This window comes from Paraburkholderia sp. CNPSo 3272 (assembly GCF_024206495.1).
Classification (GTDB): domain Bacteria; phylum Pseudomonadota; class Gammaproteobacteria; order Burkholderiales; family Burkholderiaceae; genus Paraburkholderia.
Genome location: NZ_JAMBPQ010000002.1, coordinates 421,000 through 444,430 on the forward strand (window position 1 = coordinate 421,000; position 23,431 = coordinate 444,430).

At 60.9% G+C, this 23,431-nt stretch carries 24 protein-coding genes; 8 read left to right on the forward strand and 16 right to left on the reverse strand.

All coding sequences use genetic code 11. From position 1 onward, the window contains the following. Positions 1-129: 129 nt before the first annotated feature. Positions 130-1,797: a Na+/H+ antiporter gene (locus tag M3I53_RS04275; protein WP_254314694.1), complete on the forward strand. Its 1,668-nt coding sequence runs from the start codon at positions 130-132 to the stop codon at positions 1,795-1,797. 102 nt (positions 1,798-1,899) lie between these two features. On the opposite strand, the gene M3I53_RS04280 is transcribed toward M3I53_RS04275, so the two are convergent. The 6 genes from M3I53_RS04280 to M3I53_RS04305 all read right to left on the reverse strand — a co-directional run bounded on the left by M3I53_RS04280 (position 1,900) and on the right by M3I53_RS04305 (position 7,982). After that, entirely contained in the window at positions 1,900-3,204 is a 1,305-nt protein-coding gene (locus M3I53_RS04280) for a solute carrier family 23 protein (RefSeq protein ID WP_254314695.1), read from the reverse strand. 371 nt (positions 3,205-3,575) lie between these two features. Further along, positions 3,576-4,211 carry a DUF2239 family protein gene (locus M3I53_RS04285; protein WP_254314696.1) on the reverse strand — a complete coding sequence of 212 codons (636 nt, stop codon included), beginning with the start codon at positions 4,209-4,211 and terminating at the stop codon, positions 3,576-3,578. Between the two features lie 90 nt (positions 4,212-4,301). Then, complete coding sequence (locus M3I53_RS04290) at positions 4,302-5,816, reverse strand: sensor domain-containing diguanylate cyclase (RefSeq protein WP_254314697.1); 1,515 nt, start codon at positions 5,814-5,816, stop codon at positions 4,302-4,304. Positions 5,817-6,062: 246 nt separating this feature from the next. Continuing rightward, the gene (locus tag M3I53_RS04295) at positions 6,063-6,842 is read right to left on the reverse strand and encodes a putative DNA-binding domain-containing protein (protein ID WP_254314698.1); all 780 of its coding nucleotides are present in this window, start codon (positions 6,840-6,842) and stop codon (positions 6,063-6,065) included. Further along, positions 6,839-7,687 (reverse strand): DUF692 family multinuclear iron-containing protein, encoded by an 849-nt coding sequence (locus tag M3I53_RS04300; RefSeq protein ID WP_254314699.1) that lies wholly within the window; start codon positions 7,685-7,687, stop codon positions 6,839-6,841. Before M3I53_RS04300 ends, M3I53_RS04295 begins: the two co-directional genes overlap by 4 nt. 40 nt (positions 7,688-7,727) lie before the next feature. Continuing rightward, complete coding sequence (locus tag M3I53_RS04305; protein WP_254314700.1) at positions 7,728-7,982, reverse strand: DUF2282 domain-containing protein; 255 nt, start codon at positions 7,980-7,982, stop codon at positions 7,728-7,730. A 274-nt stretch (positions 7,983-8,256) separates the two neighbouring features. On the opposite strand from M3I53_RS04305, the gene M3I53_RS04310 reads away from it, so the two are divergent. After that, positions 8,257-8,565, forward strand: coding sequence for a DUF4148 domain-containing protein (locus M3I53_RS04310; protein ID WP_069265178.1), 309 nt, complete (start codon positions 8,257-8,259; stop codon positions 8,563-8,565). Positions 8,566-8,841: 276 nt separating this feature from the next. Here the strand turns inward: M3I53_RS04310 and M3I53_RS04315 are convergent, their stop codons facing one another. Next, positions 8,842-9,135: a hypothetical protein gene (locus tag M3I53_RS04315; protein ID WP_254314701.1), complete on the reverse strand. Its 294-nt coding sequence runs from the start codon at positions 9,133-9,135 to the stop codon at positions 8,842-8,844. A 161-nt stretch (positions 9,136-9,296) separates the two neighbouring features. Between M3I53_RS04315 and M3I53_RS04320 the strand changes: the two genes are divergently transcribed. Then, positions 9,297-9,743, forward strand: a complete 447-nt coding sequence (locus M3I53_RS04320; protein WP_254314702.1) for an SRPBCC family protein — start codon at positions 9,297-9,299, stop codon at positions 9,741-9,743. Positions 9,744-9,862: 119 nt separating this feature from the next. Here M3I53_RS04320 and M3I53_RS04325 read toward each other — a convergent pair whose 3' ends face one another. The 5 genes from M3I53_RS04325 to M3I53_RS04345 form a co-directional block, all read right to left on the reverse strand. Beyond that, positions 9,863-10,087 carry a SymE family type I addiction module toxin gene (locus M3I53_RS04325; protein ID WP_254314703.1) on the reverse strand — a complete coding sequence of 75 codons (225 nt, stop codon included), beginning with the start codon at positions 10,085-10,087 and terminating at the stop codon, positions 9,863-9,865. Positions 10,088-10,181: 94 nt separating this feature from the next. Next, entirely contained in the window at positions 10,182-10,541 is a 360-nt protein-coding gene (locus M3I53_RS04330) for a helix-turn-helix transcriptional regulator (RefSeq protein WP_254314704.1), read from the reverse strand. Between the two features lie 621 nt (positions 10,542-11,162). Continuing rightward, positions 11,163-11,558 (reverse strand): hypothetical protein, encoded by a 396-nt coding sequence (locus tag M3I53_RS04335; RefSeq protein ID WP_254314705.1) that lies wholly within the window; start codon positions 11,556-11,558, stop codon positions 11,163-11,165. An 86-nt stretch (positions 11,559-11,644) separates the two neighbouring features. After that, positions 11,645-14,296: a hypothetical protein gene (locus M3I53_RS04340; RefSeq protein ID WP_254314706.1), complete on the reverse strand. Its 2,652-nt coding sequence runs from the start codon at positions 14,294-14,296 to the stop codon at positions 11,645-11,647. Between the two features lie 458 nt (positions 14,297-14,754). Beyond that, positions 14,755-15,693, reverse strand: a complete 939-nt coding sequence (locus tag M3I53_RS04345) for a hypothetical protein (protein WP_254314707.1) — start codon at positions 15,691-15,693, stop codon at positions 14,755-14,757. A gap of 1,074 nt (positions 15,694-16,767) precedes the next feature. Here M3I53_RS04345 and M3I53_RS04350 point away from each other — a divergent pair. The 5 genes from M3I53_RS04350 (at position 16,768) to M3I53_RS04365 (ending at position 20,728) form a co-directional block, all read left to right on the forward strand. Beyond that, a complete protein-coding gene (locus tag M3I53_RS04350) occupies positions 16,768-17,061 on the forward strand; it encodes a hypothetical protein (RefSeq protein WP_254314708.1) in 294 nt (97 codons plus the stop codon). Next, positions 17,051-18,094: an HAD domain-containing protein gene (locus M3I53_RS04355; protein ID WP_254314709.1), complete on the forward strand. Its 1,044-nt coding sequence runs from the start codon at positions 17,051-17,053 to the stop codon at positions 18,092-18,094. Before M3I53_RS04350 ends, M3I53_RS04355 begins: the two co-directional genes overlap by 11 nt. 17 nt (positions 18,095-18,111) lie before the next feature. Continuing rightward, the gene (locus tag M3I53_RS04360; RefSeq protein ID WP_254314710.1) at positions 18,112-18,936 is read left to right on the forward strand and encodes a replication initiation protein; all 825 of its coding nucleotides are present in this window, start codon (positions 18,112-18,114) and stop codon (positions 18,934-18,936) included. A 178-nt stretch (positions 18,937-19,114) separates the two neighbouring features. After that, entirely contained in the window at positions 19,115-19,336 is a 222-nt protein-coding gene (locus tag M3I53_RS38555; protein WP_375542465.1) for a helix-turn-helix domain-containing protein, read from the forward strand. An 822-nt stretch (positions 19,337-20,158) separates the two neighbouring features. Continuing rightward, positions 20,159-20,728, forward strand: a complete 570-nt coding sequence (locus M3I53_RS04365) for a recombinase family protein (RefSeq protein ID WP_254314711.1) — start codon at positions 20,159-20,161, stop codon at positions 20,726-20,728. Between the two features lie 87 nt (positions 20,729-20,815). On the opposite strand, the gene M3I53_RS04370 is transcribed toward M3I53_RS04365, so the two are convergent. From M3I53_RS04370 to M3I53_RS04385, 4 genes are all read right to left on the reverse strand, one after another. Next, positions 20,816-21,325: a protein-export chaperone SecB gene (locus tag M3I53_RS04370; protein WP_254314712.1), complete on the reverse strand. Its 510-nt coding sequence runs from the start codon at positions 21,323-21,325 to the stop codon at positions 20,816-20,818. Beyond that, on the reverse strand, positions 21,306-21,824 hold the full coding sequence (locus M3I53_RS04375) for a helix-turn-helix domain-containing protein (protein ID WP_254314713.1): 519 nt from the start codon (positions 21,822-21,824) through the stop codon (positions 21,306-21,308). The genes M3I53_RS04370 and M3I53_RS04375 overlap by 20 nt, the downstream gene beginning before the upstream one ends. Then, positions 21,821-22,312: a type II toxin-antitoxin system RelE/ParE family toxin gene (locus tag M3I53_RS04380; RefSeq protein WP_254314714.1), complete on the reverse strand. Its 492-nt coding sequence runs from the start codon at positions 22,310-22,312 to the stop codon at positions 21,821-21,823. The genes M3I53_RS04375 and M3I53_RS04380 overlap by 4 nt, the downstream gene beginning before the upstream one ends. 214 nt (positions 22,313-22,526) lie before the next feature. Continuing rightward, positions 22,527-23,243 carry a hypothetical protein gene (locus tag M3I53_RS04385; RefSeq protein WP_254314715.1) on the reverse strand — a complete coding sequence of 239 codons (717 nt, stop codon included), beginning with the start codon at positions 23,241-23,243 and terminating at the stop codon, positions 22,527-22,529. Positions 23,244-23,431: the final 188 nt, after the last annotated feature.

The window sequence follows — 23,431 nt, forward strand, 5'->3', positions numbered from 1 at the left end:
ACCGGCGCGCCCCTTTCTAATGCGCGCCAGAACGCAGTGCCGCACCGCGTGTGAAAAGAGGCTCCGCCCCTCTTCGACGCTTCCCCGCCTGGTCCCGTTCGGCCACGTTTCGCCCCGCTACGTTTTTCGATGGACATTCTCTTCACCGTTCTCATTCTGCTGCTTGCTGTCGCCCTGTCCGGCATCATCGCGCGCACCGTGCCCCTCAAGCTGCCGTTGCCGCTCGTGCAGATCGGCATTGGCGCGCTGCTCACGTTTCCGCTCGTGAACCCGCACGTCACGTTCGATCCCGACATCTTCATGGCGCTGTTCATTCCGCCGCTGCTGTTCGCGGACGGCTGGCGCATGCCCAAACGCGAGTTCTTCTTGCAGCGCCGCGCGATCCTCATGCTCGCGCTCGGGCTCGTGCTGCTGACGGTCGTCGCCGTGGGCTACTTCGTGCACTGGCTCGTGCCGCAGATCTCGTTGCCCGTGGCGTTCGCGCTCGCCGCCGTGCTCTCGCCCACCGACGCCGTCGCGCTCTCGGGCATCGCCGGCAAGGACCGCATTCCCGCGCAGCTCATGCACATTCTCGAAGGCGAAGCGCTGATGAACGACGCCTCGGGCCTCGTCGCGCTCAAGTTCGCCGTGGCGGCCGCGCTCACCGGCTACTTTTCGCTTCGCTCGGCGGCGCTCAGCTTCGTCGTGATCGCGGCGGGCGGTCTGGCGCTTGGGGCGGCGATCGGCTGGCTCTTCAGCTTCGTTTCGGCGCGTTTTCTCAACATGACGGAAGAAGGCGACCCCGCGCCCGGCGTCGTGCTCACCTTGCTGATTCCGTTCGCGGCGTATCTGTTCGCCGAGCACCTCGAAGTGTCGGGCGTGCTCGCGGCCGTTTCCGCCGGTATGACGATGAATTTCACGAGCGTCGCGCACACAGGACCGGTGTCGGCACGCGTGCGCGCCACGAGCACCTGGTCGATGATCGAGTTCGTCTTTAACGGCATGGTGTTTACGCTGCTCGGCCTGCAGTTCCCTGGCATTCTCGGCAAGGCGCTGCTCGACGCGCACCACACGAGCAACGTGCAGATGCTGCGCCTCATCGGCTATATCGCCGCCGTGCTCGCGGCGCTCTACGCCATGCGCTTCGGCTGGGTGTGGCTGCTGCGCTGGGTGGCGAGCCGCGGCGCCGCGCGTCACGGCGTGGCCAACGCGGTGCCGGGCCTGCGCACCGTGGCGATCACCACGGTGGCGGGCGTGCGCGGCGCGGTGACGCTCGCGGGCGTGCTCTCGCTGCCCGTGGCGCTCGCCAACGGCAGCCCTCTGCCCGGGCGCGACAGCGCCATCTTCATCGCGACGGGGGTGATCCTCGCCTCGCTGCTGGTGGCGATCGTGGGTCTGCCGCTGTTGCTGCGCGGCGTGCGGCGCGGCGCGCAGGGACCGCATGCGGCCGAGGAGCGTGCGGCGCGCATCCAGGCGGCGCAGGCGGCCATCCGCGCCGTGGATGCGGTGCATGAAAAGGTGAGCGAGGATCTCGACGAATCGCAGGCCGCCTACGCCGCCGACACGACCGCGCGCGTGATGGACGCCTACCGCCGCCGCCTCGCCTCGCTCGACGCCGACCGCGACCGCAGCGCGAACGCGCGCCGCTCGGACGCGCTGGAAATGGAAATGCGCCTCGCCGGCATGCGCGCCGAACGCGCGACGCTGCTCAAGCTGCGCAACCAGATGCAGATCAACGACGAGACGCTCGCGAAGCTGATGCGCGAAGTCGATCTTTCGGAAACGGCGATGACGACGCGCGGACGCAATCGCAACTGAGCACTTAGGCGCAGTTGGGGGAAACGAGAGAGTGGAAAACGCGGCGCCGAGGACCGGCGCCGCATGTCGCGGTGAGGCGGTAAGGCGGTAAGGCGGTGAGCCTTAAACCGCCGCTTCCTGCGCCGGTTTGCGGCGCAGCAGCGCGTAGAGAATGATCGCGCCGAACGTGGCGGTGCCGATGCCCCCCAGCCCGAAGCCGCCGAGCTTGAGCGAGAAGTCGCCCGCGCCGAGAACGAGCGTGACCGCGGCGACGATGAGATTGCGGTTGTCCGAGAAGTCCACCTTGTTGACGACCCAGATCCGCGCGCCCGTCACGGCGATCAGACCGAACACGACGATCGAGACGCCGCCGAGCACCGGGCCCGGAATCGTCTGAATGACGGCGCCGAACTTCGGCGAGAAACCGAGCACGAGCGCGATGAGCGCGGCGATCACGAACACGAGCGTCGAGTAGATCTTCGTCACGGCCATCACGCCGATGTTTTCCGCGTAGGTCGTGACACCCGTGCCGCCCGCGAAGCCCGAAACGATCGTGGCGAGGCCGTCGCCGATGAACGCGCGGCCCACATAGCGGTCGAGGTTGTAGCCCGTCATCGCGGAAACCGCCTTGATGTGGCCGAGGTTCTCCGCCACCAGAATCACGGCGATCGGCACGAGCAGCGCCATGGCGTGCGGGTCGAACACCGGCGCGGTGAACTTCGGCATGCCGAACCAGGCGGCGTTCGCGACGATCGAGAAGTCGATCGGCTTGCCAAGGCCCATGCCGTTCGTGACGATCGCGTAGATCACATAGGCGATCAACAGGCCGACGAGAATCAGCAAACGCTGCAGCATGCCGCGCGTGAACACCGCCACGCCGCCCACGCAGAGCACGGTGACGATGGCCATCCACGAGTCGAAGATCGAGCCGCTCACGCCCTTCACCGCGATGGGCGCGAGATTCAGCCCGATCACGCAGACGATCGCGCCGGTCACCACCGGCGGCATGAGCGTTTCGATCCACTTGGTGCCGACGGCCGAAACTAGAAGGCCGATCAGCGTATAAGCCACGCCGCACGCGATGATGCCGCCGAGCGCGACCGGAATGTTGGGATTGGGTCCCTGGCCGCCATAGCCCGTCACGGCGATCACGAGACCGATGAACGCGAAGCTCGAACCGAGATAGCTCGGCACGCGCCCGCCCACCACCACGAAGAACAGCAGCGTGCCGACACCAGACATGAAAATGCACAGGTTCGGGTCGAAGCCCATGAGCAGCGGCGCGAGGACGGTCGAGCCGAACATGGCGACTACGTGCTGCACGCCCATGGCGAGCATCTGCGGCCAGGGCAGGCGCTCGTCGGGGGCCACGACGCTGCGGGCGTCACCCGTCTGCGCGCGCCAGCGCGGGAAATAGGAGTCGGACATGGGTTCCTCTTGTCGGCGTGATTTGCGGTTCTGGTTGTGGTTTTGATTGTTGGCGCGCACGCATCGATGCAACGGCCGCCCTTGATGCAGGTCAGGCGGGAGTGTACGGAGCCGCAATCGGCGTGGCAAGCCGGATGTCGGGCGTCCGAAACAATTGCGGCAGCCGTCGACGTGAGTTATGAAGTCGACACCGAATGGAGTTTCAGACTTCTCCTATATTGAGGGCGGGGTGCCGGATCTAGACTGTCCTTGCTGCGTGACCACACGAGTGTTCATGCAGAGTTGGCAAGTAGTAACTCTCCGACTTCCCCGCTCCTGCTCCCCGCTGGAGCGGTTTTTTTTTGCCCGCGCAATTCGAGCCCTTCGCCCGTTCAGGCGAAGGCGGCTTCCGCCAGTTCCCGCGCATAGTCGCGCACGTCTTCCGGCCAGGGCGCGTTCGCCGCTTCGAAGCGGCTACGCTCGCCCGCATAAAGCGCGCGCAACGCATCCTCGTAATCCGGCAGATTGCCGGCCAGCGCAGTCATGAAGCGATGCGCGGCTTCCTGGGCCGCGCGCACACGTTCGCGTGCCTCGCTCGCGTGGCGCGCGGCGTCCACGAGCCGGCGCAGCACCACCGAGGCGCCGCCAGGCTGCGCGCCGAGCCAGTCCCAGTGGCGCGGCAACAACGTCACCTCGCGCGCTATCACGCCAAGCTTCGGGCGGCCGCGGCCGCGCGGGGCGTCTTCCGGTGCGGCTTCGTCGGCGACGTTGGGCGCGGCTGCGTCCTGCTCGTTGCCCACCTGCGCCGCGATGCGCGCCACGATGTCCTTTTCCGTGCCTCGCAGATCGAATTCGACCGGGCGGGCGTCGCGGTCGTCGAAGACCAGCACCGTCGCTCCGTTCTCGTTCCCGCTTTCGTTCGCGTCACGCTCGAGTTCCGCCTTGACCGCCAGCGCCACCTGAAGCGGCGCGCCGCGCGCGATCAGGCGCGTGCCCGCAAAAGCCGTACAGCCATTCGCCACCACCATGGTGTTCTCCGTCTTGATATCCAATGATTGGCGAATATTATCCGGGTAAATTATATTGTGCAATATCATCCGGGTAAAATTGGATGGTGGTCAGCCAGAGCGGCCTTCGACATCCGCGCCGCGGGCGTCATCGGGCGTAGCGGGCAGCCACGCCGCCACGCGGTTGCGGCCAGAGCGCTTGGCCCTGTAGAGCGCCGCGTCGGCGGCGTCGGTGAGCGCGCGCCAGTCGGCAAACGCGATTTGGGTCGTACACGCTACGCCCACGCTTGCCGTAAGCACCCCGTTCGGGCTATCGGCGTGCGGCAGCGCCAGCGCCTCGATCGCGGCGCGCACCTTTTCGGCCAGCGCGAGCGCCTGGGCCTCGCCCGTTTCGGGCAGCAGCAGCACGAACTCCTCGCCGCCATAGCGCGCCGCACAGTCCGCCGCGCGGCGTGCGTGAGCGCGGAGCGCATGCGCCACCGCCGCGATGGCGTCGTCGCCCGCGAGATGGCCGTAGCGGTCGTTGTAGAGCTTGAAGCGGTCCACGTCGAGCAGCACGAGCGCGAGCGGGTTGCCCGAGCGGCGTGCGCGCGCCCATTCGTGGTCCGCGCGGGTTTCGAAGGCGCGCCGGTTCGCGAGCGAGGTGAGCGCGTCGGTGCCCGCCTGCACGCGCAACTCTGCCTCCACCTCGCCGCGCCGGCGCAACTGGCGCGTGAACATCAACGAGACCGCGATCAGCGAGATGTCGAGCACCGACGTAAGCGTGCCGATGATCCAGGCGCGCACGCGCCATTCGCGGTAGATATCGTCCGCCGCGACGGCAACGACGAACACGAGCGGATAGCCGTCCACGGGCCGCAGCGCGAACCAGCGCCGCACGCGGTCTACGGGGCCGAGCGAGAAGAAGCCGCTAGCCTGCGATCGCCGGAAACGCTGGAAGAGCGCGGATTCCGCGACGCTTTTGCCGATCAACTCAGGAACGTACGGGCGGCGCATGAGCAGCGTGCCGTCGGCGAGGGTGAGCGCGAGCGTGCCGTTCGCGCCGATGTCCACGCCGCTGAACAATTGCCGGAAATAATCGAGCCGCATCGTGCCCACCACCACGCCTGCGAAAGAGCCGTCGGGATTCGAGAGACGGCGGCTCATTCCGATGGTCGCGTTGGCCGGCCCCTCGCGTGGAATGAACGGATGGCTCAGAAAGAGGCCCACGTGCGGCGAGTCGCGCTGCGCGATGAAATAGTCGCGGTCGGCCACATTGAGCGCGCGCGGCGGCACCGAGCGCGAATCGAACACCACCTCGCCCGCCGCGTTGGTGACGAAAATCGCGCCGAGATTCTTCGCCGTGGCCGAGCGGTCGAACAGCACGTTCTGGCGGATGTCGGGGGGTAGCGAGGCGAGACGCGGATCGTCGATGGCGTCGATGACGGCCTGCAGCGAAAGGTCGTAGACGTCGATATTGCGCGCCGTGTCGCGCTCGAAAAGCAGCGCCATGTTGGAGGCCGAAGCGCGGGCGCTCGCGAGCGCGTCGTGCCGCATCTGCGCCATGACCCACGCAGCGACAAGCGTCAGCACTGCTGCCAGCGCAATGCCGATGGCAAGCACGGCGTACGGTCGGCGGATCATCATCTCGTGCCTTCGGGGGCTAGCCTTGCAGTGGCGCCCGTTGCCGGGCGCTTGCTGTGCATTCATCCTCGCATGGCACGCGAGGCGTGGCTATGCGGGCAAGTCCGGTCGATGGCGACGTTTGCGGCGCGCTCCATTTTGCGCCCTATTCTCCTGAATATAGTGTATTTCGAGCGTCGCGCGTTTTTGATAGTTTGGATTCCTCTGCTTTAACGTGCGACTATGTGTGCGCATTGTCATGCCGCTGGGTCAATCGTCGCGCACGCCGACGATGGCGCGCGCCTCGATCCACGCTCGCCACTGGCCGCCGAAGTCGAAAGCCGGGTCGATGTCGAAGGATTGTACAAGCGCATCGTCGAGCGTGGCGCCGTCGCGCAGCGCCACGAAGGCCGCGTGGGCGGCACGCGTGTGCACAAGCGCCGTGGGCCGCCATTGCGGCCGGATCACGAGCGCCCACGACGGCACGTCCACACGCCCAGGCCAGACGCCGCCCGGCTGGTGCGCCCGCCAGATCGCCACGGCGTCGAAGCGTAAAGCGAGCGCGGCGCAGGCGGGATGCACCGCGAGACGCGCTTGCGCAAGACGCTCCGCGCCGAGCGCTTGCCATTGCTGCGCGTCGAGCGGCGTGGCGTTCGCTGCGTAACTGGCTGCGTGCAGCGCCCATTCGAGCCGCGCGACATCGCCGAAATACGCATAACGCGCATCGGTCTCGTAGCGCTCGATGAATTCGGGCAGCTGCGAGCCGAAGCGGTTCAGATCGGCATCGCGCGAAGGATGCGCGCGCGCATAGGCTAGCGCGAGCGCATCGAACCACGTCTCGCCGGTCAGGGCCGCGAGCACCGGATATGCGTTCGCGAGCGCAAGCCGCCGCGCCGCGCGCCCATTGCCGCGATACAGGCCCATGCGCGCGTGCAGCAGCGCGGCATCGTCGGGAAGCAGCTCGCGAGTGAGCGCCGCATCGGCGGCGGGATCGTCCAGCGCTGTGGCGAAGGCTTGTTGCGTCTCTTCCAGCGTGTTGCGCACCGTCATGAGCGCAGCTCCGTTACGTGATGCGCGTGCTTCGCAAAGCGTTCGCGCGCGAGACGAGCCTCGTCGAGCAGCACCTCGAGCGCCGGCACCGCCGTGTCCCACTCGATGAGCGTGGGCGTCGCGCCAAAGCGCTCGAGCGCGGCCTCGTACAGCGACCAGACCGCCGGCGCGACGCGCGAACCGTGATCGTCGATCACGGCGGCTGGCGTCGCGCGATGCCCGGCCAGATGGATCTCGCCGACGATCTGCGGCGGCAGCGCGGCCATGGCCGCCAGTGCATCCTCACTGTGGTTGCATTGATTCACGTACAGATTGTTCACGTCGAGCAGCACGCCGCAGCCCGTGCGCTGCGCGAGCGCGGCGAGGAATTCAGCCTCGCTGTAGCTATCGTCGCGAAATCGTACGTAGGTCGAAACATTTTCGATCAGCACGGTACGCCGCAGCCCGTCCTGCATCTGCGAGACGCGCGCGCTCAGGTGATCGAGCGAGGACTGCGTGAGCGGCATCGGCAGCAGATCGTGCAGCGCGCCTTGCGCGCTCGCGCCCCAGCACAGATGCTCGGAGACGACTGCGGGGTCGATGCGCGCCACCAGCCGCGCGAGCCTCGCGAGATGCGCCGTATCGAGCGGCGCAGCCGAGCCGAGCCCGAGCCCCACGCCGTGCAGGCTCACCGGCAAATCGCGGCGCACGGTTTCGAGCACGTGCAGGTCGTATCCGCCTTCGCCGAAGTAGTTCTCGCTGTGGACCTCGATCCAGTCGACCGCAGGCGCCCCTGCCATGAAGGCCTCGAAGTGCGCGTGACGCAGGCCAATGCCCACGCCGCCGAGTGCGACCGGCGCGCTCATCTTGCGCTCCCCGCGTTGCGCGCCGCCTCAGCCGCGAGGCTCATTTTTCCGGCATGCCGCCAAGCTTCTCGCACGTGCCCTTCGGCATGGTCTTGAAGTCGCCCTTGTCGTGATCGACCTTCGCCTGGCCCGCGCAGTCGTGCACGCCGGTCTTGCTCGAACAATCGTTCTGGCCGGCCTTGGCGACGCCGTAGCAATTCACGGTGTCGTCCGCGTGGGCCACGCCCGCGCCGGCCGCCGCAAGACCCGCGAGCGCGGCGGCGATTAGCGCCTGGCGGCCGAGAGAGTTCTTCATGGTGTTTCTCCTTGAACTTTGAAATGGGTTTCGCATTAAGCGATCGGGCTAAGCAGCCGTCCCAACGCGCGGCCCTCGGTGCCTATTTTGCCTCACCGGACCACATCCGGTCCGGCCGAAGCGCCCGAAGATCGTTGGAATTATTGCAATTGCAGTAAGGATGTTTGCTGTACTGCGGTATTTTTCTTTGAAGTGCACTGCAATAAAGTCTTATCAACGGTTCGAACAACATGATTGTTACGGATCGACAACATAATTTTCGGAGGTTGTTACCATGAAGAATCTGATCGCTGCTGCACTCGCCGCTACCGTCCTCGCCGCTCCCGCCCTGTCGTTCGCACAAGCCGAGCAAGCGCCCGTGACGCGCGCCCAAGTTCGCGCCGAACTGGTCCAGCTGGAAAAGGCCGGCTACCGACCGAACCTGTCGAGCCCGTACTATCCGGAAGACCTGCAGGCTGCCGAGGCGCGCGTCGCCCAGCAGAACGGCGCTGCAGAAGCCACGGCCTACGGCGCGTCGACGAACGGCAGCGCCCAAACCGGCACCCGCGCACCGAACATCAAGCCGACCTACTTCGGCCAGTAATCGCGGCTCACACGTAGTGCCGGCGCACTACGCGAGCAACGCCTGGCGGGCCCGCTCTCCCGATTGGGAGAGAGCGGGCCCGCCGTTCATTTCTGCGCCGCGCGTGCAACGCGCGCGGCACAAATAAGCGGCACGCCCACGAAAACCTCCGCCGCCGGAAATCCGGCGGCTTTGCCCGGACTGCGGTCCGGGCCTTTTTCCTCCTCCCCTCCCGCGACACATGCGGCCCGCTTTTTTAGCGCGGGCCGCGCGCGAAGGCGGCTCACTCGGAGGGGCCTAGAAGCCGTGGGTGACGAGCGAGAGCACGGAAAGATCGGGGTGCGTGCCGTCGATGATGCTGCGGCCCACATGCACCGCCTCCTCGGTGGCGTCCTCCTCGCTGCGCCAGGTTTCGTCGCCATCCGCGTGATACGTGACCGTGTGACCCGGCTTCGCGGGATTCGCGCCGGGATGGCAAACGTAGGCCGTGTAGGTGTAGCGGTTCGCGCCTTCCTGGGCTGGCGTGGCGCTGACGTGAATCTCGAAGCCTTCGTAGTCGACCTGATGCATCGCAAGCGGTTGAGCGCTCATGGTGACCTCCGGGTGCCGCTGGGTTAGCGGCTGCGGGCTATCCGGCCGATGGGTATGCGGCCGGGTGTGCGGTATTGATTCGGTATTGGGAAGTTTAGGCGATGGGTCCCGGGCGGGTGGCCTACTATTGCAGGGCGATCCACCACCCTGGGAGCTTAGACATGGCATCGAACACCGTCCGCCTGCATCGTGTGCTGCGCGCGCCGCCCGAGCGCATCTATCGGGCCTTTCTCGACGCGAGCGCAGTCGTGAAATGGCTGCCGCCCAACGGCTTCACCTGCACGGTTCATGAACTCGACGCGAAAGTCGGCGGCCGCTACCGGATGTCGTTCAAGAATTTCACGGCCGGCCACGGTCATTCGTTCGGCGGCGAATATCTCGAACTCGTGCCGAACGAGCGTTTGCGGTACACCGGTGTGTTCGAGGACGAGCACCTGCCCGGCACCATGCAGACGACGGTGGAACTGCGCGCAGTGTTTTTCGGCGCGGAGATGACCGTCGTGCAGGAGGGCATACCGGAGATCATTCCGGTCGAGGCGTGTTATCTGGGATGGCAGGAGTCGCTGGCGTTGCTCGCGAAGCTCGTCGAGGCCGAAATCAAGCAGTAAAGAAAGAGGGGCGCAGTCTTTCAAAAAAGATTTTCGGTTCGGCCTTAGAAGGCGTGAAGGCCACGAACCCCGCGGGTTCGTGGCCTTCTTTGTGTGCGGGCTTCGCTCTGAAGGGCGGATCAGTCTGGGGTGATCACAAGCCTTTTGTCTTCTACCGTGATTCGGACGCGCTGGCCTGCTTCAAAGCCTGCGACTTCGAGCCATCGGCCGGAAAGCTTAAGCCAAGGGTAAAGCGGCGGGTCATTTCTTGCGCGCGAACTGTACCTGCGGTACCGCCAGGACTGCTGGATGGTTACGCGGCGCTCGGGATGTGCGTGCGATGCATTAAGATTGGCGTCAGCCATGGTCAACTCCTGCGTTGAGTTGGTTTTGGTTAGCGGGCCGTGAGTGCTGGTAACACTCATGGCCCGCGCTTCGTTTACTGCATTGCGACTCCTACTACTTCCGTGCCTGTGCGAGCACGGTGTCCAACATTTGTGAGACGAACTGCTGTTTGGGCTTGGGGAGTTGTTCGATTGCGGCGATCTGACGTTGTAGGCGCGATATAGAACTTCCTTTGCCGAGCCGTCGCGCGACTGGCCTGCACAGCAACTCTTCGAAAGAGGACATCAACCGTTCCACTAAAGCTGGCAACAGCGATGCCGGCACTCGCGAGCGCCCGACTTCATAGTGGGCTAGCGTTTGCTGTGCGATACCGAGCGCCTCTGCTAATTCTTGTTGGGTCATGCCGCGCGCCCTTCGCGCCCTCGCAATACGTTCGCCAAGCTCAATAAAAAACACTTGATCTTTCTCGTTCATGGCTAAATCTGTGCAAGGAGTACGGAGGGGTAAAATCACCCGTTCAATTATTGAATATGGTTAATTGTAGCCAATCCGTTATCGCTAAAACCTAGAGTTACCTTTACTCCGATCATTTTTCGAGACTTATTAACCCCGATCAAATTTAATATGCGTGCCTCGTAGGGACGAGTAGATACATCATCCGCGCTTACTTGCGACACGTTCCAATTCAGACCTATTCGTCTAGCAAGAATATTCAGCATGACCAGACCGTCTGCAAGAATCCAGCGAAATTGGCACAGCGATTCAGATTTACCAAAGAAAAAGGGCCTAGCCATCGGCTGAGCTCTGTTGCGCGGAGGGCCACTGAACTGTTGTAAAAACGCAAATTAAATACGCTGACTTTTTCTCAGTTGATTTTCAGCGTGCCCCATTCGCTGCCCCCAAAACGTCAATGCTGCGAAATTGACTACTGTCTTCGACCACCGAAACAAGAACAAGATGTGCCCGCGCGCATCTCCTCGACGCGCAGATAGCAGCGCCTTAATTGAACGCTTTCGGGTTCATCGCAGTTCGATTCGCGCGAGCGTCCCACAAAGCGTGATGCAGATGCCGTGCTCGGCAAAAAACTCGTCTACCCTAGCTGAGCTTACTCCAGATGTTCTCGAGTTTCCATCCGGGAGGAAGCTCACCACCAAGCAAGCACTCCAGCAATTTCAGGTCGCAGTCAAAGTCATAGCAGACAACCGGTTGGTCTCGACGCGAAATGCGTCCGAGCCACATCTGCACCTCCCGCTGAAGCTCCAGATATGGCATCGACCGCCCTGCTGGCATCCCGAGCTGGGACAGCACGACATCGCTCACAAAGTCGCTACAAAGTGACTGGTCGAAGTCGCTCGATTCGCCATAGCACTCAGCGCCATTTTCGGCGACGAGTGCGATGCTGATTAGCTCCGAGTCCCGAAAATCAGTGAATTCAGTATCTGTGAATATGCGCATAGGTAGTTGAGACCGGTCCGGAATGATTACGCGCAACTGCCCCGCCTCATTAAACCACCCCTATCAATGGAATACGAACGTGGCCTCCGAGGTAACCAGCAAAGCCGCCACGACCGTCTACCCTAGCCCAGCTTGCGGGAAATCTGTCGAGGCTCGTTCCGGTCCGATGCAGCTCGCGTCCCCTTCACTGTGGCTTCTGGTGCCCCTTGGGCCGGCTTGCTAGCCCCGAAGCCCCACTGCGCGTACGGTGCCAGCACGTTACACATATCCTGAAGCCCGACTCCGTACTGCTTGCACACGGGGAAATCCCAGATTCGAAAATGGCCAACGGATTGCGAGAACACCGCTCCTGCCGAATAGGGGTCTAGCGTCCAACCGAGCGGTGCAAGGTCAAGCTGCTCAATGGCATGCGACCGGCTTTGCATTCTTTCGACAAAGCTACCACCTGAAGCTGTTGCCCTGAGATACTGCTTTCGCCAATACTCGACCGACTCTGCCGACAGCATCTCCCAACGCATGAAATGCGCCTCGCCAACGCGCTTCGCGACAAGATTCGAAAAAACCGTTGTGTGGCCGGCCCGCGCGCTTTCCATCACATACGCTGGCGCAACCATTTCCGCCAGAAAGCGCCCATTGTCGAAGCGAGTGCCCTCTTTGAAAGCGACGTTCTGAGTCGGGTTGCTACTTATCGAGACGACATAGACGTTTTCAAGGTTCGGCCTAAACACCTGCAACTTGTCGAGAATGTCGTTGACCGAAGCCAGCCCGGAATTGTCAGCGTACCCGCCGTCGGCAACTGCAATGCGTCGGTATCCAGGCGGGCACTTTTGCAATGGGTCTGCACTGGCTTTCTCCGAATCGTTCCCCCTAGCACAGGCTGAACCCACCGGACTTACAAGCGCAAACCTTGCGCTGTCAAGCGTAGCCACATCAACCGGCGTAGCCGCGTCCAATGTCCATGCACCAGGAAAGTCCATGCTTACGCTGCTGTAGACTGCTCGCCTTCCGTCTGCTGCAGCAGTCGAATTGAATACTGTCAGGGGGAAGTGAGCAGCGTCCTCAGAGAGGCTTTCTAGAGTACGCACCAGAACGGAACTGTTCTCGTCACGCCCGTACTCCCTTGCAACAGCGGCCCAACCAGTTGCCCACGAATCGACTAGCGCGCTGTCACGGCTGCTATGCCCTGTTGGCCACGGTGATATGGCGAGAGGAAAGTCTGACGACAACATCCGCGTGGCTACCGGGGAGATAAAGTCGTGTGCGTAGAAGTGTGCAAGCCGCCATGCACCACGCAAATACATGGGATTTGCGCAGATTGGTTGAGTTGCGGGCAAGACGCTAGCATCGCGTGCAGCTAGCCACGACGCAATGCCGAGGGAACCGCCGGACACGCCGCTTACAGCAAAAATCCGCGACCCAAATACTCCGCTTGTGTAATCGTCCGCAGCGGCAAGTGAGAGCGCTGTGTGCTCCGCGGCTCTGATACCACCTCCAGCTGCGGCCACCAGGATGATTGGACCGTTATCGTTCTCCGTCTCGCCGCGAGCAGCAAGCCAAGCGTCATAGAATGTTCTGAAGCTCTTGTCGTCTCCCGATTCGGCGCGGCCAGGCTGTGCATTAGCATGCTCGAGGTCAATGCTCGGGTTCAACCGAGATGCTGACCACAAGGCACAAAAGGCGAGACCTGTAACCAGTGCGGTCCTGACGAGACTGGACCTCGGGCGGCTCAGGATAAACGCGGCCACAAGAGCCAGTGTGGTAGTCAAACACAGTGTCGTCAGAGCGGAAGCATGTGATTTGAGCCCGCCATGTAGCACAACCGCTGCCGCGGCGAGCAGCACCAGCACCATTGCCGACATACGCGGCTTCGGCAGCCTTATGCGTAACATCGCAGATGTGACCACGGCCGGAATCAGCCACCATACGGCCAAAATAGCGGGGTGAACGGTTGTGCGGTGCTTGAGCAAGACGTCTGGTTCGAGTAGTGCATCAAGCCAAATACAGCCGAAGAGGACCGGTATTGTGCCAACCAAGAGCACTAGCGGCTCCCGGAAGGGCCAGCGGCGTTGCCAACCGACAGCTGCCCCGTCATGCAACCTCGCGAGGTATCCAAAGGGTACGAATACCGCAACGACGACACCGACCTGAGGGAAGCCGTACCCGACGCAAACTACGATGACCAAGTAGGTTACCGAAGCAAATACCATTTTCAACCACTGACCTGCTAGCGAATAGCGCGCAAGCGTGTACGAGATGGCCAGAAGGCTAAAGAACGTATACGCACTCCACTGGTTAAACCAAGGGTGAAGGAAAAGCGGGGCGAGGATAAGCAGGTGCGCGACTAGAGATAAGATGACTATCTGGACAACGGCACTAGTTGCAGCTTCGCGGTGAAAGCGCGCTTCAACGCTCGTCCCCAACGGCAGAAAGAACCACATGACAACTACGACAAGCCCACTTCCTCCGAGCCAGTCGAAGATTTCGGCTAGCGTGCCCGTATAGCCCGTGCTGCCAAGATTGTTCTGGCCGCTTTCCGACAACGCTGCAGACAGCGAGCGGCAAAGCGCGACCGATTGCTCAGGGAGATACAGACCCGCCAGGCAAACGGAGACTATCGACAAAGGGAGCCACAACTGTGCTACAGCCATGAGCGCCGTCTTCATCATTGCCGGAGTTTCGAAAGCTACTGATTTCAGCCGCCGCAACGCAAACACGGACTTCGGCAACAGTCCTGATATCAATCCAGAAAGTCGATTACCCAAAATGCATTTCATTTCTTGCCGCAAAATGTTGGTTTACACATTCTCGGCATATCGGCATATCGCAAGTCAGACTTTAGCTACAGTGCAGTCGCTTGACCGTGGCGCATTTGTACGCAGACGCAGACGTACGGCCGAGAATGCGATGCCGAATCAAAAGACTGACCTGCATCGGCGCCGGTGAATCGGTAATCGCATGGGAGAAAAAGATGCGCAGCGCCCCACAGCTTCGAGACTACCGAAACCTTCAGCGCATTCACTTAATTGGCCAATACCGACTTATAAGTCTCAAAAAATCTTATATGATAATAGTAATTATCATATAAGAAAGAATTGCAAGGATTGAGAACAACGCCGTGCGCTTCACCGCGGTTCCGTTGCTGACCGTTCTGCGGAACGGGTCAACGAGAACCTCGCGCTCCCGCCCAAAAAAGTGCTTCGCGCTCGGTGATATTACTCGTTGCCCGTCAGACCTAAATATCTCCGTATGGGTCGTCGGACGCCACGGTCTCTGCAACAGGCTCCGGTACTTCGGTCTTCGCTGCTGACGCGGGCGCCGTGTCTTTCGCTTCTTTCTTGTTTTTCTTGTTTCTCTCGACGACGACTTTGCCTGCGTTTTTCTCGGTCAGCTCCAGTTCACATTTAGCCCAGCCGGTGGCCTTCTTGACCTCAGCCAGCGCAGGTCGCAGTACGGCGACGAACTTGCTCAATTGCATGCCCTTTCGCCCCATCAGGTCGCGAAGCGTTCCGGGCAACATGGGATAGGGAGACAGATGCGTCGAGTAATACGCGTACAGGCCTTTTGCGAGCGGATTGCCCTTGAGGGATTGCATGACAGACCGGCGCAGCAGCGTCCATTGCCCGCCATCGAAAAGCCTCGCCAGTTCGACATCGAGCAGAACGTCATAGTCGTGCTCCGTTTCCGACTCGCATTCAGGGCCGAGCATCTTAAGAATCAGCCTGGATTTGCCGACGAAAAGGCCAGGGACCGAGAACTCGAATTCCGCGTGAAAAAGACGGTCAAGCGAATCGTCGAGCAGCTTTCTGGTGTTTCCGCCGGGAGTTCGTCCGAGCGCTTTGATGACTTCGCCGCGATTGAAATAGACGCGCGCTTCGCGATGCCTTTCTTGGCCACTGTTGACGACGCGCCTGAGCAGTTCGTAAAAGACATCAGCGTCGCCTTGGTCGAGCCCTTGACCGGCGGTCTGAAAGACCTTTATGCCGCTCGTGTCAGTCGTCGCCAGTTGCGTCTTCGAGAGATATTGTGGACGCCGGGCTTTCGGTCCGTAAGTCAGGGTGCTAAAGATTGCGCTTCGCGCGAGCGTCTGCGCGGTAACGAAGTTCGTCCCCAGGCCGTGGGGGAGTTGCAGCTTGTGCCATGCTGCCAGCGTGTTGTTCGGCGTCGCGGTCATTGTCGTTCCTGTCAGAATTACATGGCCGCCCGTCGGACGGCAGCAAGTATACGTCGGGAGATGACCCATGATTGGAACAATGGGGACCTGCGGCTGGCAGAAAGGGGACCTGTGGCTACCGGCGAGGGACCTGTGGAACCGAGAAGCTGGAATACTCAGCGCTACTACGCGCACTTTTCGGGGAGTGAGGGCGGGCAATACATCTTTAGAAAATTACTAAGCAATGGTATTTCAAAGCTAAATCAGCTCGCTTCGCTCGCCATCTCCCGTGCGAAGAATTCTGCTGCCTGCGGCGGCTATGCAGACCTTCGCGCATGGTGGATTTTGCTTACCAGGACGGGCGGCCTGTCGCACCCGAGGCTCAGCGATATTGCCCGCCGCAGTTGCCCGCGTCGATATGCCGACCTCCGCCGTAAGTCCGTCGGAGTATAGGTGTGTAGCGGTCATGTACGTATCCTGGTCAGCCGGCGCCCGTGCTGCGATGTGCACGAAGCTGGCGCAGGTCATTTACCCCGATTGGGGGGCGGGGACCTGTGGCTATGCGGCCGACAATCGTGGCGCCCAAACTCGTCTCACCTCCAAGAATGAGCTGCGGCGACGGTCACGGCAGTGGCGACGCGGTCGCGCCCGTTCCGAGCGATAGCGAGGCGGCGAGGAAGAGCAGCCGCCCCACCTTCAACACGCTCGTGCGGGGCAGACGGCCTTCGTCGCACCGCCACCCTGCCAGCCCTGGTCCGCGTCAAAGCAGTCATCATCAAGCCATCACTGACACTGATGTAGACCCAGGCACTAAACGCAGACGACGACTTCCAGCACCCCGCATCCTTCGTCGTTGGCAAAAAAGCAACACTTGGTATACCGCGGAATTTGCAGTTCGCAAGCGACCGTCGACTTCTTGTTGACGCTCGCCGAACGCCATTGATAGCGTGGTCTTTCCCTGTGACTTGTGGTGCCTTCATGAACCGGCAGTGTGTCCCAGACAACTTTCCGCGAGCGTCCGCGCAAGGCGCTGTGTCTGGCGCGCAGCCCAAACTCCTGCTGCGCAAGTCCGGTGATACTTACCACGCAGAACCTATGGATGCCGAGGTCTATGAGAGGTACATCGTGTGCGAGGACCTCGCTCAACAGCTCGTAACGTACACGGCCAGGAAAATGGCGGAAAACGCCTGGTCCTTGCAAACAACACTGTCCAAAGTTGAGGCAGGACTCCTCAAGAAAACTCGCAGCGGAATATGGGAGTTTTCCGATGCCGAGGTAACTTGGACCATCGGACGCACACGCGAGATTCTCTCGGACCCTGCGTCAGGCAGAACATCACCGGACTCGAATATCCTGAACCAAGCCGGGGAAGAAAAGCGTGACGAATGAGAGCAAGCCGCCGGCGCTCGTGCTGGACCAGCCCACACCGACACTCTTCGTCGACTACGACGGCACCCTGCACAGGGGACGCGGCCTGCTCGACGAGCACGGCAACGTGTCGCTCGATTCTGGCGAGCCAGCGTTCGAATATGCGCCACTGCTCGCGAGCATGCTGGAGCCTTACCCTGACGTGGAAATCGTCCTTACGACGCGGTGGCTGCAAAAGCTCTCCCTTGAACGGGTGGTTTCCTTTTTGCCGACGGCGCTGGCCAAACGTGTCGTCGGTACGACCGCGGGCATCAAGGCTCGTTTCGGGTACATCAAAAGCGGCATCGACCGCACCTACATCATTCGGTCCTATGTGTTCCAGAAGCGGCTGAAGAACTGGCTGACCATCGACGACTCCGTCTACGGAGCATTCGACCTCCGTACAGACTTCCTCGACCTGACCGAACACTTGGTGCTGCTCGACCCAAAGAAGGGTATTGGTGACGCGACCGTCCAGCACCGCATTGGGGAATGGTTGGTCGATGTCCATGGCGACGACTTACGCTGTCCAGAGCCGACTGGCACAAAGGATGGCGAACAGTCCAGTTCGTACGAGGTTGAAGGTGACCTGCCGCCTGAGGAACGCTTTCCCGACGATGATGTGTCCGACACCGACATTCAAGTGGAAGTCCAAGAGAACCACCGCAAGATTCTCGCTGGGGGCCTGCTACTCACTTCCGCCGACCTTCAGACTGCGCTGTCAATGTCGCCGCAGGAATTGGGCGATGCGACGCATAGCAAGAGATTCTTTACCGTCGATGTGGACGGAAAGGACTATTACCCCGCGTTTTTCGTAAATTCAGGAGTCGACCTCCAGGTACTCGAGCGCATATCCGAACTACTCGGCTCGTTGCCGGGCTGGGTGAAGTGGCTTTTTTTCACATCTCCGCGGGAGACGCTCGGTGACGTGAACGCGCTCGAAGCACTAGCGAGTGGGAGAGCAGCGCTTGTGAATGATGTCGCACAACGGTTTGCCGCAGACGCCGACAACTGAGTTCGAAGGTACCCTTAATGTCAAAAGATATCAGCCTTTGGAATGCCCAAGCGCATCGGGCAGCCAGCGGGATGCAGGTGCGCCAAGAAGTGCGCAATCTAACTTGGGTTTCAGCGCAAGTCCTGAGCGTCATTTACTTTACCGCTTACTCAAACCTCGCGTTGGTGGATGTAACCGATACGGGGAGCCGCTACGCATCGCATGAAATCGACCGGACGCTTTTCGCATGGCTGATGGGTGTCGACAGCGGAGACGTCGACCATCTGCAACGGATGCTGAGGAACGCACACCAAGTAACGTTCGAAGAGACTCGTGCATCCCGCGCACCGCGACCCAGTTCGGAAGTCTGGATGGCAACACAGTTCGTGCAGTCCGTGGGAACGACAGCGGACGAGAGTCGATTTCGTGTCGAAGTGTGGACTGACCTGCTGCGCTATCTCCGCTCGCAAGAATCGCCCGGCACGCTGCCTTTCGAGTTCCAACCGGATTTATCGTCGAAATACGCGCGCTCGCTGTACCTCAACCTTTCTGAGCGAGAGCGCCAAGGTCACGGTTCCATCGAGTGGATTCCATTGGACGTTGTTCGCGCTTGGCCGGGAGCGTCACGGGCCAGGACCGCACGAACTGATTACTTCCTTCGGAAGGTCCTGGAGCCCGCGATACGCGAAATCAATGAGCGGTCAGACGTGGAGATAGAGTGCGAAACGGCACCCGACGAACCCGGCTCGAAGGACATCAGTGTTCGCTTCCTCATTCGGCGTAAGGACCCCACCGCAATGGGATGGGAATACCTCCGGACTCGGTCGCAACTGTTTTTCACCCTCGCCGACGGCCGCCCGTAGGAGCTATTTATGAAGGTGCATGTTCAGACATACAGTAAAAGGAAAAGTAGTGCCGGTTAAGGGCAAAAAATCGCTTTATCGGCGCAATACTGCCGGTTATTGAGCGACCATCCACACGGACTGACGAGGGCAAATGCAGACGCTGGGGCGAACACCGCGATTTCTGCCGCCAGAGGAAATGGAGTACCTGGTCGGAGAGCGACTGAAAAGACTCCGGGTGAATCGAAACCTGGACCAGGTCACAGTCTCTAAACGAGCAGGCATCAGCGTACGGGCGCTTCGAAATCTGGAGTGCGGCAACGGGTCGTCCCTCCACACGCTCATCGTGGTCCTTCGGGTACTAGGTCGCGAGACGTGGCTGGACACCATCGCCCCTGTGCCGACCATCAACCTGAGATGATGACCCGGCAGGCGAAACCTCGTCAGCGAGCCAGCAAGCCGCGAAGCAAGGCAGCAGGCTGAGCCCCTCATCGTAATACAGAGGTGTTCGGGTTCGAACTCCTTCCCGTCGACGCTTTGCTGCGACATGCGATGGAACTGCTCGGGGCGTGTCCTTACCCACCCGCACGGGCGTCGGTGAAGCCAACGCGGCGCACCCTCGAATTTTCAAAAGTGTCCGAGTCGGACACTTTCTCGTAGACATTCCCCCGTGTTTCGGTACCGGTTCGAGCGTGTCCTTAAAGGACACGAGCCGGCGCCGGGTTGAATGTGTTCTTTGACGACACTTTTTGCGTCGTGCCGCGGTCGCCGTCTCAGGCGCCGGCGCCCGTCGGGGTGCGCTGCCCGCCGCGCGAAAATCTGCTCGCGTCGCGCCTCGGTCAAATGTGTCCTACTAGGGACCGGTTGCTGGCGCATCGCCCCCGCTGCGCGATAGCTTTCTTGATACGTATCAAGGGGGCGTCCCTGACGCTTGTGGTCTTCGTCGTAGCGACTTGGTCTTGATACGTATCAAGACCTATTCATGAGCTACCCGCGCGAATTGAACAGTGGATATCGACAATCCTCGCCGCCCTGACGAACCGGCCTTCTTGATACGTATCAAGAGGGCCGTTACGGGTGCGGACCTAACGTTACGCGGATGCGACTTCCCGGCGCTCTCATGAAGCTCACGAAAACGACGAATTTTGCGACAGTGCTCGTCGTCATGGTCTGTGCGTCGCTCTATACCCCTCCAGATGCTCAAGATTCTCTTTAGCAATCAGCGACTGGAAAAGGGTGCGACGTGACGATTATTGGATACGCTCGGGTGAGCACTGTCGACCAAACCATCGACCTTCAGCGCGATGCGCTGACAGCAGCGGGCGCGACTACGCTCTATGAAGACAAGGCGAGTGGCAAGACGGCTGACCGGCCAGAACTCGTGCACTGCTTGAAGGCACTGCGTGAGGGCGACACGCTTGTGGTCTGGCGACTGGACCGGCTGGGCCGGAATCTCCAAGACCTTATCCGCATCGTCGGCGAACTCGACGAGCGTGGCGTGAAGCTCAGGTCGGTGAAGGAGTCAATTGACACGGCTGGCCCTACCGGGAAGCTCGTCTTCCACATGTTCGCAGCCCTAGCTGAGTTCGAGCGCGGACTCATCCGCGAGCGAACCCTTGCAGGCCTTGAGGCAGCTCGCGCCCGTGGCCGCCATGGTGGCAGGCCACCCGCCCTAGATGCTAAGCAGCGCAAAGCCGCCTTGGCGATGATGAAGAACCGAGACATGTCGGTCGCCGAAATCAGCCGCCAGTTCGGTGTGTCACGCTCAACGCTGTATAACATCGCAGCCGTCAGCAGACTCAACGTCGAATAGCTGACGTCTTGGGGTTGGCCGTAGGTGGCGCTCCAAATAGACGACCTAGCGACATGACGACGACCGCTTAAGTCATACCGCCACTCACTAGCCTTCTGTGGATTTCTTACGCTTGCGCTTTGACGTAGCCAGCGGCGGGACAGTCTCTTCCGCTTTCGTTTTCGGGAGCAGATTAAGGAAGTTGACAGTCGGAAGCAACATCGGCCCTTGCGAGAACCGACTGGAGAATGTCAGTAGTTGCTCACGAATCGCACCGTACAGCACTGCCGTCCCGTTTGCGAGCAGCAATTTTCTCCCTTTGTCTTCGTCCTCAGCCTGAACCTGAAAGAAGCCCTCCGCTTCAACATTGAACGTGTACGGGAATTGCGTTTCAGGGGACTTCGGTTGGCAAACGAGAGCAAGTTTCAACGCGAATTGAAACGGGGATGTCTGGTCAGGCGGGGCCGAGACCTGTACGTTGGCTGAGTAGTCGACCTCATCAAAACTCGGATATTGCCCTGAATTCGATGAGGTCTGGGGACCACGCCTGTCGCCACGAACTTGTAGTTCGAATCTGTTGAAGTGGTAGTGCCGCAGGTCAAGAGGCGAGCGCTGCATCGTAAAAATCCATGTTTGCAGCAATCAAATCAACGCGCTGCGAGTATTTCTCTTGGCTTCGCGAAAGCCACTCTGGCCACGCGTCCTCGGGTCGGCTCCCGACCGAAGGAACCCTCGGCTTTTCTTCAAGTTTGATGTCAGCCGTTTGTACATGCTCATTGTCAAATGAGAAGCGCTGCCACGGTTGCATGGGCGCCAGCTCATCTTCGGCGCGTGGCACAACGTCAAACGTGTATCCAAGAGCCTTGTATATAAGGTAAAGCGTTCGTAGAGTGAGGTTTTCTTCGCCACCCAGCACTTTGCTCAAACGCGCGGGCTTCCAGTTCAGTTGCCGCGCCAAGGCCGCCCTGCTCAAACCTGCGTGCAGCATAAGCGAGGCAAGGTTCACAGCAACTTCCTGCGCCTTCAACTCGAAGTCGAAATCGTCAGATTGGGCGGCCTCAGCCAGGAGAGCAGCAAGGTTGCTTGCCTTGCTGCTGGTCGATTCACGTGAACTCATTTTGGTTCCTCGACATAAAGTAACTGCTGCGCGGTTTCCGCATCAATGAAGGCTTTAACCGCGTCCTCGAGCTCTCGTTCCTGAGCTCGAGTCAGCTTGTCCTTGTACTTGGCAAATGCGTGAGTCAGGACGATGAGCTTGTCGTGCCCGTAAAAAAAGGTGACTCGGACGTCGCTCTTTCTTACGCGCCAGATATCTCGCGTTTTGCCCTTATAGTCGAATGAATGCGTCTTGTGGCATGACTTTTCATCATAAAATTCCGCCACCGGCAATCCCGACGCGGCAACTTGAATCAACTTGTCAATAGCAAGGACGGCAGCTTTCCGGGGAAGAAGCTCCAACTCCGCAATCTGTCCGAGCAGCTGACATTTTTCGGCATCATTCTCCGTGCACCATGCGACCAGCTTCCGCGCACCTACGCCCACCGCCGGGTCCGGCTTCGATATCCCAATAGACCGGCGCGTCAACGTCCGGAGATGGTACGCCATGTTAACTTAAAAGTGAAGTAATTTTGCGTGACCGACGCAACACGCACGCCGGTTTCGGAACGTCGGATTGTATCCCCATTTTTGTCAGACGGATGATTGCGGCAGTCGCGAGGGCCGGATGCGTCGCGCAACGCGTCCCACGAGTCGCAGGTCGATACGTGCAGCGGTGCAAGGACCTCCCAAGCGGAAGTCCGCTGCCGCCGTGGCTAAGCTGCTACACCAAGCGCAGTCGTTCCCCGTGCGCTACCTTTTGAACGTAGTACAAGCTAGGAAGGTCACCGGCGTAACCACACCTGCGAACCTCGTCGAAAAGTCGTTTCGATTGTTCGCGAACGCCGTGAAAACCAGGCTGATTGGCGAGACGCTGAAGCAGCGCGCCCAACGAATTGGCGTAGCGCTTGTTGCTGAATTCGGCGATGAGCGCATGATGCTCTGCCATTTCGCTCGACGTACGACGCCAGGTCCATGCAGTTCGGCCACGTTCCGGCCGCCGCACTAGCTCGTATCCGAGCCACACCGCGCGCGGCTTCTCTGCGATGCTGAGCAGCCTCTCGCCATCCATGCCATCCCCATCCGTCGCGAGCATCAGCCACTGAACCTGGAGACACCCTTCTGGCCAGAACATCACAAGCAGCGCATTGGCCAGCCCGCGCTTTCGCTTCGTCACGCGTTGCGCTGGAGTGCAGCCGATGCCATATCGCAGGTGAAATTTGCGGGCCAGCGATTCCGCTTTGCTCGCGGACACAGTGCCCTGCGTGTATCGGTAGTAGCCCTTTGGGATAACGTCGAGCACGCGCGCGAGCGCAGCCGTCTTGCTGCGGGCAATCGGGGTAGAGGCAGGCATGAGGGAATGCTCCGAGGAGTTGTCATGCTGTTGACGGCTGTGCAAATCCGACACTAAACGGCGGCGCAGGTCGAGTAAATCGCTCAACAACGAACGGCGGCCGATGCCGGCCGCTGGTTGACGTCGTTTCAGAACGGGTCCGCGATATCGTCAACGTCGCCGACGTTCGGAGGCGATCGCTGTTGACGGATCAGCTCGTGCAACTCGACGCCGTAACGCATCCAGATGCGAGCCCGCAGATCGCTGAGCAGCTCGAACACGGCAAACGCCTGCTG

Bases quoted from the DNA above. Each gene is read 5' to 3' on its own strand.
- M3I53_RS04275 (WP_254314694.1), top strand. From the start codon at position 130: ATGGACATTCTCTTCACCGTTCTCATTCTGCTGCTTGCTGTCGCCCTG.
- M3I53_RS04280 (WP_254314695.1), bottom strand. From the start codon at position 3,204: ATGTCCGACTCCTATTTCCCGCGCTGGCGCGCGCAGACGGGTGACGCC.
- M3I53_RS04285 (WP_254314696.1), bottom strand. From the start codon at position 4,211: ATGGTGGTGGCGAATGGCTGTACGGCTTTTGCGGGCACGCGCCTGATC.
- M3I53_RS04290 (WP_254314697.1), bottom strand. From the start codon at position 5,816: ATGATGATCCGCCGACCGTACGCCGTGCTTGCCATCGGCATTGCGCTG.
- M3I53_RS04295 (WP_254314698.1), bottom strand. From the start codon at position 6,842: ATGACGGTGCGCAACACGCTGGAAGAGACGCAACAAGCCTTCGCCACA.
- M3I53_RS04300 (WP_254314699.1), bottom strand. From the start codon at position 7,687: ATGAGCGCGCCGGTCGCACTCGGCGGCGTGGGCATTGGCCTGCGTCAC.
- M3I53_RS04305 (WP_254314700.1), bottom strand. From the start codon at position 7,982: ATGAAGAACTCTCTCGGCCGCCAGGCGCTAATCGCCGCCGCGCTCGCG.
- M3I53_RS04310 (WP_069265178.1), top strand. From the start codon at position 8,257: ATGAAGAATCTGATCGCTGCTGCACTCGCCGCTACCGTCCTCGCCGCT.
- M3I53_RS04315 (WP_254314701.1), bottom strand. From the start codon at position 9,135: ATGAGCGCTCAACCGCTTGCGATGCATCAGGTCGACTACGAAGGCTTC.
- M3I53_RS04320 (WP_254314702.1), top strand. From the start codon at position 9,297: ATGGCATCGAACACCGTCCGCCTGCATCGTGTGCTGCGCGCGCCGCCC.
- M3I53_RS04325 (WP_254314703.1), bottom strand. From the start codon at position 10,087: ATGGCTGACGCCAATCTTAATGCATCGCACGCACATCCCGAGCGCCGC.
- M3I53_RS04330 (WP_254314704.1), bottom strand. From the start codon at position 10,541: ATGAACGAGAAAGATCAAGTGTTTTTTATTGAGCTTGGCGAACGTATT.
- M3I53_RS04340 (WP_254314706.1), bottom strand. From the start codon at position 14,296: ATGAAATGCATTTTGGGTAATCGACTTTCTGGATTGATATCAGGACTG.
- M3I53_RS04345 (WP_254314707.1), bottom strand. From the start codon at position 15,693: ATGACCGCGACGCCGAACAACACGCTGGCAGCATGGCACAAGCTGCAA.
- M3I53_RS04350 (WP_254314708.1), top strand. From the start codon at position 16,768: ATGGATGCCGAGGTCTATGAGAGGTACATCGTGTGCGAGGACCTCGCT.
- M3I53_RS04360 (WP_254314710.1), top strand. From the start codon at position 18,112: ATGTCAAAAGATATCAGCCTTTGGAATGCCCAAGCGCATCGGGCAGCC.
- M3I53_RS38555 (WP_375542465.1), top strand. From the start codon at position 19,115: ATGGAGTACCTGGTCGGAGAGCGACTGAAAAGACTCCGGGTGAATCGA.
- M3I53_RS04370 (WP_254314712.1), bottom strand. From the start codon at position 21,325: ATGCAGCGCTCGCCTCTTGACCTGCGGCACTACCACTTCAACAGATTC.
- M3I53_RS04375 (WP_254314713.1), bottom strand. From the start codon at position 21,824: ATGAGTTCACGTGAATCGACCAGCAGCAAGGCAAGCAACCTTGCTGCT.
- M3I53_RS04380 (WP_254314714.1), bottom strand. From the start codon at position 22,312: ATGGCGTACCATCTCCGGACGTTGACGCGCCGGTCTATTGGGATATCG.